This window comes from Vogesella indigofera (assembly GCF_003633895.1).
In the GTDB taxonomy this organism is placed as follows: domain Bacteria; phylum Pseudomonadota; class Gammaproteobacteria; order Burkholderiales; family Chromobacteriaceae; genus Vogesella; species Vogesella indigofera.
The window spans coordinates 306,519-323,413 of record NZ_RBID01000011.1 but is presented as its reverse complement, the minus strand read 5'-3'; the positions used below and the strand labels follow the sequence as shown (position 1 = coordinate 323,413).

Here is a 16,895-nt window from a genome sequence, read left to right as displayed (position 1 = left end):
CCCGATTGGCAAAGCGCTGATTACGCGGCACCGGGGGCCGCCGCCTCGCCCTGGCGCACGCGTTCGAACAGGCAGACGGTGGCCGCCATCGCCACGTTCAGCGATTCAGCGTGGCCGGGCATCGGGATGCGCACGCGGCGGTCGCAGGCGGCCAGCACCGGCGCCGACACGCCCTTGCCTTCGTTGCCGAACACGAAGGCCACCGCACCGCGCAGATCTTCGCTGTACAGCGACACGCTGCCTTCCAGGTGCGTCGCCAGCCTGGCGCCGGGCCAGCGCGCCAGCTCGGCAGCCAGATCGGCCTGCTCGTGGATCTGCAGCACGAAGTGGGCACCCATGCCGGCACGCAGCACCTTGGGCGAGTAGACGTCGACACAGCCCTTGGACAGGTACACCTGGCGCACGTTGGCCGCAGCGGCGCAGCGCAGGATGGTGCCCATATTGCCCGGGTCCTGCACGTCGTCCAGCAGTACCGCCGCTTCCTGCTGCGCGGCGCTGCCCTGTGGCCGCGGGCACAGCACCAGCACTTCCGCCGGCGTCGCCAGCGCGGTGACCTTGGCCAGCACCGCGGTGCTGACCAGGCTGCACGGCACGGCACGGTCGATGCGACCCTGCAGCGCCAGCCATTCCGGATGCTGCTGCGCCGCCTCGTTGACGTACACCGCGTGCAGTGGCAGCCCGGCATCCAGCGCGGCCTGCAGCAGGTGCAGCCCTTCCAGTACCAGCAGTTGTTGCTTGCGCCGCTCGCGGGCGTTGTCCAGCAGCCGCGCCAGCGATTTCATCTCGTCATTGGCGGCCGAGGTAATGATTTTATGGAATGTCATGCCTAGAAAGTGAGTTGCGACACGCGAAACACCGTTTCCTTGAAGCGGTGGTAGGTGTCGTCGTCGATCGCCTTGTTGCTGCGATAGTTGTCAACAAAGAAGACTCCGGCCAGCTTGTGACCGGAAAACACCGACATGCAGGCGAAGTGGCCTTCGCCGAGATGGGTGAAGAATTCGTCCTGGTATTTGCGTGCCAGCTGCGCGCGCGTCGAAGCCGGCGCATGGAAGCTCTGCGGCCGGCTGGTGAGCAGCGCGAAGAACGAGCCCGGCTCCAGCGCCACGATGTGCTTGCGCAGCGGGTGGTTGTCTTCCAGCCCGATCTGGTAGCGCATTTTCAGCGAATGGCTGGGCTGGTCGTAGCGCAGGAACATGATGCGTTCGAACTGGATGTCGTTGGCGAGATGGCGCAGCGACTCCAGCAGCGCCTTTTCCAGCTGCTGCTCGCCGGTGAGGGAGGCGACCTCGTCCTGCTTGTTTCGCTCCGGGAACGGGCCGGGAATGTACAGATAGGCCCGCGCCGGGTAGGTGTAGCCCAGCGCGCGCGGGTGACGGGCCACCTGCAGGATCGCCTGCTGCACCACCTGCTGCGCGTCGTCGACCCGGCAGCCGATCAGCTTGGCCGCCGCCTCGATACCGATATTCCACTGCGGCCGCCACCAGCCTTGGTCCACCGCGTTGGCGGTGGCAATCGCCAGCTTCAGCAACTGCTTGCGGCGGTTGACCGGCCCGGCGCCGAGGGTACCCAGCAGGCCGGACGGCAACGGCATGCGCTGGATGAACTGCTCGACGATCTTGGGGTAGTCCAGCGCGAACACATCCGACACCTCGTGCAGCAACGGCCCGCCCGGAATGCGGTTACGGTAGATCAGGTACAGGCAGGCCGGCAGGTTGTATACCAGCGCCGCGATGAAGCAGTCCTCGACCTTGTATTCACCGGTGATCGCCAGCCATTCCTTGATGATGAAGGCGGCAACCCGCGAGCGCCCCAGCCAGTCGCCGACGGCATCGACCACCTCCTGATCCAGCTTGCCGTGCACCGTGGAGAGCGCCGGAATCTGGCGATAGCGCGCGGTGATCACCTCCAGCCCCAGCATCATCAGCATCTGCTCGACGGTGGGGTGCGCCTCGCTGCGCTGCAGTGCGCGCGAGGCGCCGACCAGCCGCATCAGGTCCAGCAGCAGGAAGGGATCGGACAGGGTCAGGTTGGCCAGCTCGGAAAACACGATGCGATCGCCGGGCAGCGACAGCATCTGTCGCACCTCGACCGCGGTGGCCGGCAGGATCGGCCAGCGGTTTTCCGACAGCGATGACAGCCAGTTAGCGATGTCCATGATTGTGTCCCCAGATGAGGAGTTCTTTTTGTAATGGCCCGTTCAGTGGCAGCCGTTGCTGCGGCGGCACCGCCGCGATCCCGAAGCTGTTGCTCACCAGCTGCGCATGGTTGGCCGCATGCTGCTGGAAGTGCGCCCACACCCGCGCCATCGGCGCCGGCGACAGGAAGGCATGGATCACGTCGAAACGTGACCAGTCCAGATCCCAGAAATTGCCGTAATGCAGGCTGACATTGGCCGGCCGCCCGGCACGCAGGTAGCGCCAGCGCGACCACAGCCACGGCAGCAGCGCGTTCTCCACACCACACAGCTGCAGGTCGGCTCGCTGGCGCGCCAGCTGCAGCACCACCCGGCCGTCACCGCTACCCAGATCCAGCACCGCCGCGCCCGGCGGCAGCCAGTGCGCCAGCGTGGCGATGCTTTCCTGCGACGACAGGTACAAGGGCACCCGCTCGGTCAGCGCATTGCGGCTGAGGGCAAACAGCAGCACGAAGCCGCACAGATACAGCCATGGCGCCCACTGCTGCCACAGCGCCAGCACCACCAGCGGCATGAACAGCAGGTGCAGCAGGCGCTGCGGCAGCGAACAGCGCAGCACGCTGGCCAGCAGCAGCGCCAGCAGGCACTGCGCCGCCAGCCAGGGCAGCGGCGTGAGCAGCGGCGCCCAAAACACCCAGGCCAGCAGCACCGCCAGCAGCTGGATGCCAGTATGACGCAGCAAGGCTGTCAGCCTCATGGCGCTGCCGGTGCTCCTGCAGCCGCCACCGGCGCCGCTTCCGCGACCGGCCCCTGGCCACGAATCTGGCTCTCGGTTTCCTCGTTCAGGATCACGATGGCGATACGGCGGTTTTCCGAGCTGAACACGTTCTGCTTGTTCAGCGGATCCGCCGACGCCAGCCCGACCACGCGCAATACTTTCTCATCCAGCATACCGCCGGCGATCAGCTCGCGGCGCGCGGCATTGGCACGGTCGGCCGACAGCTCCCAGTTGGTATAGCCGGTGGCCGCCCCGGCAAAGCGGGTGGCGTCGGTATGGCCGGAGATGCTGATCTTGTTGGTCACTTCGTTCAGCTCACGGCCGATTTCCTGCAGCAGCACCCGGGTGTGTTCCATCGGCAGCGCGCCGCCGGACTGGAACATCGGCCGGTTCTGCTCGTCGATCAGCTGGATGCGCAGCCCTTCCGGCGTCATTTCCAGCTTGACCTGGTCCTTGAACGATTTCAGTACCGCGCTCTGCTCCATCTTCTGCTGCAGCTTTTGCTGGATGCGCTGCTGCAGCTTGCTCAGTTCTGCCCGCTTCTGCCCGCTGCTCGGGTCCGGATTGCCGCGTTTGACCTGGCCGGACTGCCGGGTCAGGTCGGTGCCGCCGCCGGGGATCACCGCGGTGGCGTCACCAGCGCCCTCGCCGCCCTGCAGCGCCAGCTTCAGCGGCATCTGGAAGTACTGCGAGATGCCGCTGAGGGCGCCGGCCGAAGTCGAGCCCAGCAGCCACATCAACAGGAAAAAAGCCATCATCGCGGTCACGAAGTCGGCGTAGGCGATCTTCCAGGCACCGCCGTGGTGGCCGCCGTGGCCTTTCTTGATGCGTTTTACGATGATGGGGCGTTGCGATTCGTCAGCCATTGTCAGCCGTGGCCTCGTTTTGAGTCTGGAGTATCAGGAAAGCAGCATGCCGTATCAGCATAACCAAAGCCGCCGGTGCTTGCCAGCCGCGCGCTCACGTCACTGGCATGGCCGCCGGCCGCGCGCTAGCCGTCCGGCAATGAAAAAAGCGGGTCGATTGTATAATCAAACCCGCTTTGCTGCTCGTAAAAGCCGTGCCGTCACGGCCTCAGGCTCAGGCCAGACCGCGTTCCTTCAGCTGCTGCTCGAAGATTTCCATGCACTTGACCGCGGTGGTGATCAGTTCGTCGATCTGGTCCTTGCTGATGATCAGCGGCGGTGCCGACACGATGTGATCGCCGCAGGCACGCATGATCAGGCCGTGCTTGAAGAAGATGTCGCGGCACATCAGGCCGATCTCGCCCCAGTTGTCGAACAGCGTCTGGCTGGCCTTGTCCTTGACCAGGGTAAACGCCTGGATCAGGCCGACACCGCGCACGTCGTCGACATGCTCGAAGCGGGAGAACGCCTCGCGCCAGCGTTTCTGCATGTACGGGCCGGTGTCCTCGTGCACGGCGGCGACGATACCCTCGTCACGCAGCGCCTTGACGTTGGCGTGGGCCACCGCTGCCGCCACCGGGTGACCGGAGTAGGTAAAGCCGTGGTTGAAATCGCCGCCTGCGGCCAACGTTGTCGCCACCTCGTTGTTGACGAACACGGCGCCGATCGGCATGTAGCCCGACGACAGGCCCTTGGCGGTGGTGAAGATGTCCGGGGTGAAGCCGAATTGCTGCTGGCCGAACCAGTGGCCGGTACGACCGAAGCCGCAGATCACCTCGTCGGCGACCAGCAGGATGTCGTACTTGCGGCAGATGCGTTCCACTTCCGGCCAGTAGCTGGCCGGCGGAATGATCACGCCGCCGGCACCCTGGATCGGCTCACCGACGAAGGCGGCCACCTTGTCGGCGCCCACTTCCAGAATCTTGTCCTCGATCCAGCTGGCAGCCAGCTTGCCGAACTCGTCGGCGCTCATACCCTTGCCGTACTTGTAGTGCCACGGCTGCTGCACGTGCACGATGCCCGGAATCGGCAGGTCGCCCTGTTCGTGCATATAGCTCATGCCGCCCAGGCTGGCGCCGCCGATGGTGGAACCGTGGTAGCCGTTCCAGCGCCCGATCAGCGTTTTCTTCTCCGGCTTGCCTTTCACATCCCAGTAGCGGCGCACCATGCGGATCATGGTGTCCACCGACTCCGAGCCGGAGTTGGTGTAGAACACGTGGTCAAAGCCCTTGGGTGCCACTTCCGCCAGCAGGTGCGACAGTTCGACCACCGCCGGGTGCGAGGTCTTGAAGAAGGTATTGTAATAAGCCAGCTCTTCCATCTGGCGCTTGGCGACTTCCGGCAGGTCCTTGCGGCCGTAGCCGATGTTGACGCACCACAGACCGGCCATGCCGTCGAGAATCTTGTTGCCTTCGCTATCCCACAGGTAGATGCCGTCCGCATGGGTAATCATGCGTACCCCCTGTTCGTTCAGGGAGGCGGTGTCGGTAAACGGGTGCAGGTGATGTGCGGCGTCCATTTCCCGCCATTGGGCTGTGCTGCGCTGATGCTTCATGAAATCTCTCCTGGTTTGAATAACGGGAGGTCTGCGCCTCCCGCTTGCTACTCAATTACACGTGCAGCAGCAGGAACTTGCGTTCCCACGGACTGATGACGCGGAAGTATTCGGCAAATTCCTTTTCCTTCATGCCGACATACATCTCGACGAAGCGCGGCCCCATCACCTCGGCCACGTCGGTGCAGGCCTTGAGGCGCACCAGTGCCTCCTCGGTGCCGTGCGGAAACTGGAACGGCAGCTCGTAGGCGTCGCTGGCCAGCGGGTCGCGTGGCTTGATCTTGTTCATCATGCCGAGGTAGCCGCAGGCCAAGGTGGCGGCCATGGCGATGTACGGGTTGACGTCCACGCCCGGCACCCGGTTTTCCACGCGGCGCGCGGCCGGCGACGAGTGCGGCACGCGCAGGCCGACGGTACGGTTGTCGTAGCCCCACTCCACGTTGGTCGGTGCCGCGGTGTACGGCGACAGGCGACGGAAGGAGTTCACGTACGGCGCGAAGAACGGCATGCACTCCGGCAGGTAGTGCTGCAGACCGCCGATGAAGTGGAAGAAGTGCTCGGTCGGCTTGCCGTCTTCACCGGAGAACAGGTTCTTGCCGGTGTGCTTGTTGAGCACGCTCTGGTGAATGTGCATCGCGCTGCCCGGCTCCGCTTCCATCGGCTTGGCCATGAAGGTGGCGTACATGCCGTGACGGAAAGCAGCCTCGCGCACGGTGCGCTTGAACAGGAACACCTGGTCGGACAGATCCAGCGCATTGCCGTGCATGAAGTTGATTTCCATCTGCGCGGTGCCGATTTCGTGAATCAGCGTGTCGACTTCCAGATTCTGCGCGTGGCAGTAGTCGTAGATGTCCTCGAACAGCGGATCGAACTCGTTGACCGCGTCGATGGCGTAGGAGCGGCGACCGAATTCGGCACGGCCGGTACGACCGATAGGCGGTGCCAGTGGAATATCAGGATCAGGGTTGGGCGACAGCAGGTAAAACTCCATCTCCGGTGCCACCACCGGCTCCCAACCTTGGGCCTCATACAACGCCAGCACGCGCTTGAGCACGTTGCGCGGGGCGACTTCCACCATCGAGCCATCCGGACGCAGCGCATCGTAGATCAGCTGCGCGGTCGGATCGGTGGCCCACGGCACGAAGCGCATGGTGTTCGGATCCGGCATCAGCACCATGTCCGGGTCGGTCAGGTCCAGCATGCTGTCATCGGGATAGTCGCCGGTGACTGTCTGGATCAGCACGGCTTCCGGCAGGCGCATTTCCTGGTCGGAAACAAACTTGTCTTTCGGGACGATCTTGCCGCGGGCGACGCCGGTCATGTCCGGAACGATACATTCCATCTCGGTGATACGGTTGTCGCGCAGCCATTCAAACAATTGGTGATTCATGATGCATTTCCTCTTTTTTACCGGTCTTGCCGGCGGTTTTGCCGAGTACGTCTATTGGTTGCGACGCATACGGCGCTCCCGGCAAGCTGCGCCGAAAGCCTCGAAAATTGCCTGGGACACGTCGTTGTCCCAGTACTTCCATTCTGGATGCCACTGCACGGCATAGGCAAAGTTACTGGCGCTGCCGACGCGGTAGGCCTCGATCAGCCCGTCCTCGGCCACCGCCTCGGCGATCAGGCCGTCGGCCAGCCGCTTGATACCCTGCTGATGGATGGAGTTGACCTTGGCACTGTCGCGGCCGAGCCAGAACTGCAGCCAGCTGCCGGCGGTGAACTGCACGCTGTGCGCCGGGCCGTACATCAGGTCCAGGTCCTCGGTCTGCGGCTCGCGGTGGTCATTCAGCCCCGGCTGCTCCTGCACGTGCTGGTGCAGCTCACCGCCCAGCACCACGTTGATCTCCTGAAAGCCGCGGCAGATGCCCAACAGCGGGATGCCGGCGTCGATCACCCGCCGCACCAGCGGCAGCGTGGTGGCGTCGCGCGCCTTGTCGTGCAGGGTGCCGGGGCGGCTGGGCACACCCTGATAGTGGTGCGGCTCGATATTGGACGGCGAACCGGGCAGCAGGATGCCGTCCACCAGATTAATAATCGTGTCCAGCTGCGCCGCGTCACCCAGCGACGGGATCAGCACGGCCACGCCGCCGGCCGCCCCCACCGCCGCGGTGATGTACTTCTCGCCCACCGCGTGGAAGGGAAACAGGCCTATGGTTTTGACATCACAAGGGATGCCGATAATCGCTTGCATGGTTACCTCGGTTGGTTTTACAGCGCCGACTTCAGCGCGGTCAGCGGATCGACGTAGTCGTAACCGAGATCGCGCGCTACCGCCGCATAAGTCACTTTGCCACAACAGATGTTCAGGCCGTGACGCAGATGGACATTGTCATGCAGGGCCTGCGGCCAACCTTTGTCCGCCAGCTCCAGTGCATAAGGCAGCGTGGCATTGGTCAGCGCCATGGTGGCGGTTCTGGCGACACCACCGGGCATGTTGGCAACGCAGTAGTGCACGATGCCGTCAACAATATAGGTCGGGTGCTGGTGCGTGGTCGGCCGGCTGGTTTCAAAGCAGCCGCCCTGATCGATGGCGACATCCACCAGCACCGCCCCGGCGCGCAGCTGTTTCAGCATCGCGCGGTTGAGCAGTTTCGGCGCCGCCGCGCCCGGTACCAGCACCGCGCCGATGATCAGATCCGCGTCGCGCACCGCTTCCTCGATATTGCTGCTGTTGGACATCAGCGTCTTGATGCCGCTGCCGAACAGCATGTCGATCTCTTTCAGCCGCGCCAGCGACTTGTCAAGCAAGGTCACATCGGCGCCCAGTCCCAGCGCCATCCGCGCCGCATTGAGGCCGACCACCCCGCCGCCCAGCACCACCACCCGCGCCGGCGCCACACCGGGCACACCGCCGAGCAGCACGCCGCGGCCACCCTGCGCCTTTTCCAGCGCGTGGGCGCCGGCCTGTACTGCCATGCGGCCGGCCACTTCCGACATCGGCGCCAACAGCGGCAGGCCACCGCGCTCGTCGGTCACCGTCTCGTAGGCGATGGCCACGGCGCCGGATTCCAGCAACAACTGCGCCTGTTCCGGATCCGGCGCCAGATGCAGATAGGTAAACAGCAACTGCCCCGGGCGCAACATGCGGCACTCGGCCGGCTGCGGCTCCTTGACCTTGATGATCATCTCGGCCTTGGCAAAGATTTCTTCCGGCCGCGACACGATGGTGGCGCCGGCCTGCAGGTACTGCTCGTCGGCAAAGCCGATGCCGAGTCCGGCCTGACTTTGCACCAGCACCTTGTGGCCGTGTGCCACCAGTTCACGCGCACCGGACGGTGTCAGGCCGACACGGTACTCATGATTTTTGATCTCCTTCGGAACGCCGATTAACATAGCACTCTCCTTTGGGTGATGTCGTGAAGCTCTGAGCAACAGTTGTTTAAAAAAATATACAACAAACTTGCAATCACACACTGATTTTGACTATAAAATGCACGGGTTGCAAAGAAATTTCGTTATTGCGGCGCAACAGACGGGCTTAAAGTGGTCAAAATCCTCATCGTTGTACGTCTAAAATTATTAACATACAGATTGGACAGGAAGCATGGATGTTGGAGCACGATTAAGGATGGTTCGCGAACGCATGGGTCTTTCGCAGCGTGAACTGGCCAAAAGAGCGGGCGTCACCAACGGTACGATCTCGCTGATCGAGCAGAACCGCGTCAGCCCGTCGATCAGTTCACTGCGAAAAGTGCTGGAGGGTCTGCCGATGACCCTGTCCGACTTTTTCACCTTCGATGCAGACCCGCAAGCACCACGCGTGTTCTACAACAAGGACGAACTGCCCAACCTCGGCAACGACCAGATTCAGCTGCTGCTGGTCGGCACCTCGCACGAGCGGCGCGACATCGCCATCCTGCGCGAAGTGTACGAGCCGTTTGCCGACACCGGACCGGACATGCTCACCCATGACGGCCAGGAGGGCGGCGTGATCATTCGCGGCCAGATCGAGATCACCGTCAATAACGAAGCCCGCATCCTCGGCCCCGGCGACGCCTATTACTTCGACAGTCGCCAGCCGCACCGCTTCCGCAACGTCAGCGACGAGTGCTGCGAGATCGTCAGCGCCAGCTCTCCGCCGACGTTCTGAACCGCCTCCTGCTACGGGGCGGACCCGACACAACAAAGGAGAAACACCATGGCTCGCACCCATGCAGAATGGCAAGCTTTTGCCAGCACGCTCACCATCGAAGGCCGCGCCTTCATCGACGGCCAGTATGTTGCAGCAGCAGACGGGCGCACCTTCGACTGCATCAACCCGGCCAACGGCCAGCACCTGGCCAGCATCAGCTGGGCCGGCGCGCCGGAAGTGGAACAGGCGGTCAAGGCCGCGCGCCGCGCCTTCGACAGCGGCAAATGGTCGGAGCTGGCGCCGCTGGCCCGCGGCCGCATCCTGAAGCGCTTCGCCGCGCTGATCCGCGAGCATGGTGACGAACTGGCACTGCTGGAAACGCTGGACGCCGGCAAGCCGATCGGCGACACCACCAGCGTGGACGTGCCCGGTGCCGCCTACTGCGTGGAGTGGTTCGCCGAGGCCATCGACAAGATCGGCGGCGAAGTCGCCCCGGTGGACCCGAAAATCGTCGGCCTGGTCACCCGTGAAGCCATCGGTGTGGTCGCCGCCGTGGTGCCGTGGAACTTCCCGATCCTGATGGCAAGCTGGAAATTCGGCCCGGCGCTGGCCGCCGGCAACGCCGTGATCGTCAAGCCGTCGGAAAAATCGCCGCTGACCGCCATCCGCCTCGCAGCACTGGCCAAACAGGCCGGCATGCCGGACGGCGTGTTCCAGGTGCTGCCGGGTGCCGGCGACGTCGGCAAGGCACTGGCGATGCACATGGACATCGACTGCATCGCCTTTACCGGCTCCACCGGCGTCGGCAAGCTGATCGCCACCGATGCCGCGCAATCCAACCTCAAGCGCGCCTGGCTGGAGCTGGGTGGCAAGTCGCCCAACATCGTGTTGCCGGACTGCCCGGATCTGGCCAAGGCAGCACGCGCCGCCGCCGGCGCCATCTTCTACAACATGGGCGAGATGTGTACCGCCGGCTCGCGCCTGCTGGTTCATCAAGACATCAAGGACGCCTTCATCGCCGAGTTCAAGAAGGCGGCCGCGCACTACCAGCCGGCCGACCCGCTGGATCCGGCCACCAGCATGGGCGCCATCGTCGACCGCGTGCAGTACGACAAGGTGCTGTCCTATATCGACAAGGGCCTGACCGAGGGTGGGGAACTGGTGTGTGGTGGCAAGGCCGCGCATACCGACAAGGGCCTGTTCATCGAGCCGACCGCCTTTGTCTGCACCGGGCCGGACATGACCATCTGCCGCGAGGAGATCTTCGGGCCGGTGCTGTCCATCATCACCTTCAAGGATGTGGACGAGGCGATCCAGATCGCCAACGACAGCGAGTACGGCCTCGCCGCCGCGGTGTGGACCAGCGACCTGAGCACCGCGCACAAGGTGTCGCGCCGCCTGCGCGCCGGCACGGTGTGGGTCAACTGCTACGACGAAGGCGGCGACATGAACTTCCCGTTCGGCGGCTTCAAGCAGTCCGGCAACGGCCGCGACAAGTCGCTACACGCGCTGGAGAAGTACACCGAGCTGAAGTCGACGCTGATCAAGCTGTAACAGCGGCGCGACGCCGGCAACAACAACGGGCCTTCGTGGCCCGTTTTTCATTGGCCGGCCGCCGGCAGTGGCCGACAGTCATCCCAAAAAACATTGCGGCCAACCTTGGCGACAAGGTTGGCCGCAAGCCGTGAACGGCGCCGGTCGCGACGCGCAGACTTCTGCCGCGGCGACAGGGCGCTACCAACTAGTCGCGGAACACCGGCCGCTCACCACTGACCGCCGCCATCACCGCCACCTGGATGTCTTCCGACATCAGCATCGCCGCGTTCCAGGTCGCCACGTAATTCAACCCCTCGGCCACGCTATGGTCGCGGCTGTAGTTGAGGACTTCCTTGGTGCCCTGCACCGCCAGCGGCGACTTGGCCGCGATCTGCAGCGCCATCGCCTCCGCCGCCTGCAACAGCGCCTCGCGATCCGGCAATACGCGATTGACCAGCTGCATCGCCCGCGCCTCGTCCGCCGGCACGTCACGCGCGGTCAGCGCCAGCTCGCGGGCATTGCCCTCGCCCACCACCCGTGCCAGACGCTGCAGGCTGCCGACATCGGCGACCATGCCGACATCGACCTCGCGCACGCTGAATACGGCGCCCTCGGCGGCAAGGCGGATGTCGGCGGCCAGCACGATGTCCAGTGCGCCACCGACACAGGCGCCGTGGATGGCGGCAATCACCGGCTTGCGGCACAGCTCCAGGCTGCTGACATTGGCCTGCAGGCCGACGATCAGCCGCCGCAACTTGTCGCGCTTGCGCGCCTCGCAGCTGTCCTCGATGGCGCGCTGCATGTTCATCAGCATCGCGAGGTCAATGCCGGCGCAGAAATGCTTGCCGTTGCCGGACAGCACCACGACGCGCACCTCCGACTGTGCATCGCACCACTCCATCGCCTGCTGCAACTCCTGCCACATCGCCTCGTTGAGCGAGTTGGCCTTGTCCGGACGGTTCAGCGCCACGTGGGCGACCTGCTGCCGCACCTCGACGGTGATCGTGTCATAGCTCATCGTGTCGCCCTCAATTGCGTTTCTTGGGCACCCACGCCCACACCATCTCGCAGCGGATCGGGGATTCGCCGGACTCGTCGGTCACCACCACGTCCACCAGCACGTCACCTTTTTCTTCCGTTGCCATGCGGCCAACCTGGGTACGGTCCAGCGTCGCGACTGCCTTCATGTCGCCCTGTGCCCGCTTCAGATACTCGACCTTCATCGATTTCAGCAGCATCAGCTTGTCGTCCGGCACGTTCATGCCGACCACGAAACCGGTCGCCGTTTCCGCCAGCAGCGCCATCGCCGCCGCATGCAGGCCCTTGATGTGGTTCTGCACCTTCTTGCGGTTACGGATGCTGACCACCATGCGCTCGCGGCTGACCTCGTCGAAACGCAGGCCGGCGGTCCCGAGGAACGGGACGAAGTTGCCGAATAGCTTGGTGATCGCCCAGGAGCGCAGCCCGCCCGGCAGCGCCGCGGTCTTGTCCACCATGCGGCACATGCTGTTTTTTTGTTGTTCCATCAAACCCTCTTCTCGTGTTGTCGTGTTGTTATTTGCTTGTTATCTGAATGACTACTGGCAGCCCAGCAGCAGCCGTATCTGCAGCTTGACCGCTTGCAGCGCCTGCTGGTCGAAACGCGCCAGCTGCAGCGCGCCCTGCATCGCGGCAAAGACCACGTCGCCCATGCCCTCGGCGGTGCCGGGATAGTGCATCACCCCAGCGTCGCGGCCACGGCGCACGATGTCCGCCGCCCAGCCGCGCATCAGCGCGACAAAGGCCTGCGTCTGCAGCCGCATGTCGTCGGGCAGGGTCTGCAGCTCGGCCGACAGGATGCCGCTCGGGCAGATCTGCTGCTGCCCGAAATAGCGGTCGGCCAGCTCGAAATACTTTTCCAGCTGCTCGCCCGGCGACAGTTCGGCCTGTGCCTGGGTGAAGCGCTCGAAGCGGCGGCAGTAGCGCTCGATCAGCGCCACGCCCAGATCGCTCTTTTTCGGGAAGTGATAGTGGATGGCGGCATTGCGCACCCCCAGCTCGGCACTGATGTGCTGGTAGCTGAAGGCATTGAACCCGCGCGAGAGCATCAGTGCTTCCGCCAGGTCGAGGATTTTTTTGCGCGTATCGGTAATACGGGCGTCGGTTTCAGGCTTCATTCCGCGACTCTACTTACTGGTCAGTAAGGTGTCAATGCACGCCATGTCTCGATGCTGTTTGCCGCCAAATTATTCGGTTATGATGGCCTTTTACTTTGCCGTACCTCACACGCGTACCTCCCATGAAACTCAAGTTCAGCAAAATGCACGGCCTCGGCAACGACTTTGTGGTGGTGGATGGTATCCGCCAGACAGTAGGCCTGACGCCGGAGCGCCTGCGCCAGCTTGGCGACCGTCACCTCGGCATCGGCTTCGACCAGCTGCTGCTGGTGGAAGCCCCGCACGCCGGCGAAAACGACTTCCGCTACCGCATCTTCAACAACGACGGCAGCGAAGTGGAACAGTGCGGCAATGGCGCCCGCTGTTTCGTGAAGTTCGTCACCGAGCAAAAGCTGACCAACAAGCGCGCCATCCGCGTCGAAACCGCCAAGGGCGTGATCGTGCCGGAATACCACGGCAACGGCCTGATCACGGTGGACATGGGCGTACCGCGTCTGAAGTCGCTGGAGGTGCCGTTCATTGCCGACGGCGATGCCATCACCCACCCGCTGGCCATTGGTGACGACTCGATCGACGTTACCGTGGTGTCGATGGGGAACCCGCACGCGGTTTGTGTCGTCAATAACGTGGACAGCGCCCCGGTGGCACAGCAGGGCCCGCTGGTGGAGTCGCATCCGCGCTTCCCGGAAAAGGTCAACGCCGGCTTCATGCAGATCGTGAACCGCGGCGAAATCCGCCTGCGCGTCTACGAGCGCGGGGCGGGCGAAACCCTGGCCTGCGGCACCGGCGCCTGTGCCGCGGTGGTGGCCGGCATCCAGCGCGGCCAGCTCGACAGCCGCGTGCTGGTACATACCCGTGGCGGCGACCTGAATATCGAATGGGGCGGCCCCGGCCATCCGGTGAAGATGACCGGCCCGGCGGTGACCGTATTTACCGGTGAAATTGAAATCTGACCTGACAGCGGAGTCGCAGCGTGCAAAATGATGATGTTCTTGCCTTTCTTGATGCCCATCCGGACTTCCTCAACCAGCACGCGCCGCGCTTCGGCCTGAAAAGCAGCCACGACCGCGTGGTGGTGTCCTTCGCCGAGCGCCAGCTGCTGGAAATGAAAGACCAGAACCGCCAGCTGGAAGCGCGGCTGGTGCAGCTGGTAAGGCATGGCGAGCAGAACGACCTGATCCTGTCGCGCTGCCACCAGCTGAGCCTGGCGCTGATGCAGGCCGACACCCTGGAACAGGCCGTTGACGCCATCGTGCGCACCTTCGACAAGCAGTTCGGCCTGCAGCGCGTGGCACTGCGACTGTGGCACGATGCGGCCAACCCCAGCCCGTTCTACAACGCCAAGCAGGACATCCGCCTGCTGGCCGGCAACCTGTGCGCACCGTACTGCGGCCCTTACGTCAACGACGAAATCCTGAGCTGGTTCCCGAGCCAGCCGGTACTGCAATCGTTCGCCACCATCGCGCTGCGCCAGCAGGGCGAGGCCTTCGGCCTGCTGGTACTGGGCAGCGAGGACAGTCAACGCTTCTCGCAGGACATGCAGACCCACTACCTGGCGCAGATGGGCGAGCTGATCGCCGTGGCGCTGCAACGGGCACTGGCCGCGGCATGACGCCCTCCCTCTCCAGCCTGATCCTGCTGTCGCCACTGCTGCTATATCTGCTGCACGCACTGTGGCGGCTGATCGCCAGCGACAGCGTGACCGCCGTACTGGCCGTGGTGTCCGCCTATGTCGTCAGCGCCGTCTTCTTTCGCCTGTACCTGCCGTCGCTGGCGCTGGTGCCGGTGTGGCTGCCACTGTTCTATGCCTACCTGTGGCTGGGGCTGGCCGGCGCACTGGCGCTGCTCGGCTGCGGCGAATACCGCCGCTCCGGCGTGCTGCTGCGAGGACTGTCGCTGAAGATGGGCAGCTACTTCCTCAGCCAGGCCTGCCTGCTGGCCGGCATGCTGCTGCTCAACCCGCTACTGGCCGGACGCCCGCTGCAGGCGCTGGCCACACTGCCGCCATTTGTTGCCCTTACCGGCTACGCGCTGTACCGCACCCTGCTCGCCATCAGCCGACCGCAACAGCGCACGCCATGGTGGGGCATCCTGTTCGCGCTGCTGGTACCACCGCTGCTGCTGGGCTGGATCGCCGAGATCCTGGTGCCGCTGTTCTTGCGCTACCTGTAAACGCAAAAAACCGGATGGTCACCCCATCCGGTTTTTTGTTGGTGCCGCGCTCAGGCAGCTCAGGCGGCGGGCGACTTCAGTACCGTGCCATCCTGATCCAGCACCGTCAGCGCAATGGTGATGCTCTGGCCGATGCTCTGCGACACGGTGCAAAAATCCTCGAAGCTGCTCAGCAGCCGTTCCAGATTGGGCTGACCCTGCACCGGCTTGCCACACTGCAACGTGACATCGATGCGCGTCACCCGCAGTCGCTTGCGTTCGTTGCGACCGATGGTGGCCACCGCCTCGCACGATAGCGGCGCGACATCGAGGTGGAATTTGCGCGACGAGAACAACAGGCTGGCGCACAGACAGTTGGCCGCGGCGGCCACCAGCAGCTGCGACGGTGACGGCCCGCTATTGTCGCCAAGCGGCGCCGGCTCGTCGGTCAGCAACTGATAGTCCCCGCCTTCAAAACGATTGTCGAAGCGGTAGTTGTCGATCTGGGTCAGCCTTACGATTTCCTGCTCCTGGTCACTCATCACGCTCCCCTTATGCCAAGCTGCGGCCCAGCACCTGGGCCAACGGGCGCAGTTGCGCCATCAGACTGCCAAACGCCGCACCATCCAGCGCCTGATCACCATCACACCACGCCTGCGCCGGATCGGGATGCACCTCCAGCATCAGGCCGTCGGCCCCCGCCGCCAGCGCCGCGCACGACAGCGCCGGTACCAGCCACGCCTTGCCACCGGCGTGACTGGGGTCGACGATCACCGGCAGGTGCGTCTCGCGCTTCAGCAGCGGAATCGCGGTCACGTCCAGCGTGTTGCGCGCGGCCGGGTCAAAGCTGCGCACCCCGCGCTCGCAAAAGATGATGTTGTGGTTGCCACCGATGGCAATGTACTCGGCGGCCATCAGCCACTCGCTGACCGTCGCCGACAGGCCGCGCTTGAGGATCACCGGCTTGTTGATGCGGCCAACCTCTTTCAGCAGGTCGGTGTTCTGCATATTGCGTGCACCGATCTCGATCACGTCGATGTCGTACTCGAGGAAGGTATCCAGCAGGCGGATGTCCATCAGCTCCGACACCACCGGCAGCCCCTGCTGCCGCGCCGCCTCCTGCAGATAGTCCAGCCCGACCACGCCCAGCCCCTGGAAGCTGTACGGACTGGTGCGCGGCTTGAAGGCGCCAGCGCGCAGCAAGCGGGCGCCGCCCTCGCGCACCAGCCTGGCCGCCTGCTGCATCTGGGGTGCGGTTTCCACCGCGCACGGCCCGGCGATCACCTGCACCGCGGCACCGCCGATGGCCAGCCCGCGCACGTGCACCACCGTATTGTCCGGCTGCACTTCGCGCGACACGATGCGGTAGTCCTTCAGCACCCGCAGCGCCCGCTCCACGCCCGGCATCATCTCGAACATGCTCGGCTGCAGCGAGCGCTCGTCGCCGACGGCACCGATAATGGTGCGCTCGGTGCCGCGCGAGACGTGCTCGCTCAAGCCCGCCGCACGGATCTTGCCGATCACGTCTTCAATGCTTTGCGCACTGGCGGCTGGCGACATCACGATAATCATGAAAACCGTCCCCGTATAAACAGAAAAGCCGGC

Annotated in this window: 18 protein-coding genes; 5 read left to right on the top strand and 13 right to left on the bottom strand. The window is 64.3% G+C overall.

From position 1 onward, the window contains the following. Positions 1 to 20 precede the first annotated feature (20 nt). The 8 genes from C8E02_RS03855 to ald all read right to left on the bottom strand — a co-directional run bounded on the left by C8E02_RS03855 (position 21) and on the right by ald (position 8,708). Positions 21 to 824: a TrmH family RNA methyltransferase gene (locus tag C8E02_RS03855; RefSeq protein ID WP_047966298.1), complete on the bottom strand. Its 804-nt coding sequence runs from the start codon at positions 822 to 824 to the stop codon at positions 21 to 23. Positions 825 to 826: 2 nt separating this feature from the next. Next, on the bottom strand, positions 827 to 2,155 hold the full coding sequence (locus tag C8E02_RS03850) for a histidine kinase (protein WP_120809714.1): 1,329 nt from the start codon (positions 2,153 to 2,155) through the stop codon (positions 827 to 829). Then, a complete protein-coding gene (locus C8E02_RS03845) occupies positions 2,142 to 2,891 on the bottom strand; it encodes a class I SAM-dependent methyltransferase (RefSeq protein ID WP_147424426.1) in 750 nt (249 codons plus the stop codon). The genes C8E02_RS03850 and C8E02_RS03845 overlap by 14 nt, the downstream gene beginning before the upstream one ends. After that, positions 2,888 to 3,778 (bottom strand): flagellar motor protein MotB, encoded by an 891-nt coding sequence (gene motB, locus C8E02_RS03840; protein ID WP_120809712.1) that lies wholly within the window; start codon positions 3,776 to 3,778, stop codon positions 2,888 to 2,890. The genes C8E02_RS03845 and motB overlap by 4 nt, the downstream gene beginning before the upstream one ends. Positions 3,779 to 3,992: 214 nt before the next feature. Then, positions 3,993 to 5,372: an aspartate aminotransferase family protein gene (locus C8E02_RS03835; RefSeq protein WP_120809711.1), complete on the bottom strand. Its 1,380-nt coding sequence runs from the start codon at positions 5,370 to 5,372 to the stop codon at positions 3,993 to 3,995. A 55-nt stretch (positions 5,373 to 5,427) separates the two neighbouring features. Further along, positions 5,428 to 6,762: a glutamine synthetase family protein gene (locus tag C8E02_RS03830; protein ID WP_047966303.1), complete on the bottom strand. Its 1,335-nt coding sequence runs from the start codon at positions 6,760 to 6,762 to the stop codon at positions 5,428 to 5,430. Between the two features lie 51 nt (positions 6,763 to 6,813). Next, a complete protein-coding gene (locus C8E02_RS03825) occupies positions 6,814 to 7,566 on the bottom strand; it encodes a gamma-glutamyl-gamma-aminobutyrate hydrolase family protein (protein ID WP_120809710.1) in 753 nt (250 codons plus the stop codon). A 17-nt stretch (positions 7,567 to 7,583) separates the two neighbouring features. Then, positions 7,584 to 8,708, bottom strand: a complete 1,125-nt coding sequence (ald, locus tag C8E02_RS03820; RefSeq protein ID WP_120809709.1) for an alanine dehydrogenase — start codon at positions 8,706 to 8,708, stop codon at positions 7,584 to 7,586. Between the two features lie 211 nt (positions 8,709 to 8,919). Here ald and C8E02_RS03815 point away from each other — a divergent pair, with 211 nt between their 5' ends. Both C8E02_RS03815 and C8E02_RS03810 read left to right on the top strand, forming a co-directional pair. Further along, entirely contained in the window at positions 8,920 to 9,465 is a 546-nt protein-coding gene (locus tag C8E02_RS03815; RefSeq protein ID WP_047966306.1) for a cupin domain-containing protein, read from the top strand. Between the two features lie 48 nt (positions 9,466 to 9,513). Then, on the top strand, positions 9,514 to 11,001 hold the full coding sequence (locus C8E02_RS03810) for an aldehyde dehydrogenase (RefSeq protein ID WP_120809708.1): 1,488 nt from the start codon (positions 9,514 to 9,516) through the stop codon (positions 10,999 to 11,001). A gap of 187 nt (positions 11,002 to 11,188) precedes the next feature. Here the strand turns inward: C8E02_RS03810 and C8E02_RS03805 are convergent, their stop codons facing one another. The 3 genes from C8E02_RS03805 to C8E02_RS03795 are packed head-to-tail and all read right to left on the bottom strand — an operon-like array spanning position 11,189 to position 13,139. Then, on the bottom strand, positions 11,189 to 12,001 hold the full coding sequence (locus C8E02_RS03805) for a crotonase/enoyl-CoA hydratase family protein (protein WP_120809707.1): 813 nt from the start codon (positions 11,999 to 12,001) through the stop codon (positions 11,189 to 11,191). A 10-nt stretch (positions 12,002 to 12,011) separates the two neighbouring features. Beyond that, complete coding sequence (locus C8E02_RS03800; RefSeq protein WP_120809706.1) at positions 12,012 to 12,509, bottom strand: DUF4442 domain-containing protein; 498 nt, start codon at positions 12,507 to 12,509, stop codon at positions 12,012 to 12,014. Between the two features lie 51 nt (positions 12,510 to 12,560). After that, positions 12,561 to 13,139, bottom strand: coding sequence for a TetR/AcrR family transcriptional regulator (locus C8E02_RS03795; protein WP_120809705.1), 579 nt, complete (start codon positions 13,137 to 13,139; stop codon positions 12,561 to 12,563). 122 nt (positions 13,140 to 13,261) lie between these two features. Between C8E02_RS03795 and dapF the strand changes: the two genes are divergently transcribed. The 3 genes from dapF to C8E02_RS03780 are packed head-to-tail and all read left to right on the top strand — an operon-like array spanning position 13,262 to position 15,311. Further along, positions 13,262 to 14,092, top strand: coding sequence for a diaminopimelate epimerase (gene dapF / locus C8E02_RS03790; RefSeq protein ID WP_120809704.1), 831 nt, complete (start codon positions 13,262 to 13,264; stop codon positions 14,090 to 14,092). Between the two features lie 20 nt (positions 14,093 to 14,112). After that, positions 14,113 to 14,751: a DUF484 family protein gene (locus C8E02_RS03785; RefSeq protein ID WP_120809703.1), complete on the top strand. Its 639-nt coding sequence runs from the start codon at positions 14,113 to 14,115 to the stop codon at positions 14,749 to 14,751. Further along, on the top strand, positions 14,748 to 15,311 hold the full coding sequence (locus C8E02_RS03780) for a hypothetical protein (protein ID WP_053068074.1): 564 nt from the start codon (positions 14,748 to 14,750) through the stop codon (positions 15,309 to 15,311). Before C8E02_RS03785 ends, C8E02_RS03780 begins: the two co-directional genes overlap by 4 nt. Before the next feature lie 59 nt (positions 15,312 to 15,370). Here the strand turns inward: C8E02_RS03780 and C8E02_RS03775 are convergent, their stop codons facing one another. Both C8E02_RS03775 and aroF read right to left on the bottom strand, forming a co-directional pair. Further along, entirely contained in the window at positions 15,371 to 15,832 is a 462-nt protein-coding gene (locus C8E02_RS03775; protein WP_120809702.1) for an OsmC family protein, read from the bottom strand. 10 nt (positions 15,833 to 15,842) lie between these two features. Then, positions 15,843 to 16,862 (bottom strand): 3-deoxy-7-phosphoheptulonate synthase, encoded by a 1,020-nt coding sequence (gene aroF / locus C8E02_RS03770; protein ID WP_120809701.1) that lies wholly within the window; start codon positions 16,860 to 16,862, stop codon positions 15,843 to 15,845. Between the last annotated feature and the right edge of the window lie 33 nt (positions 16,863 to 16,895).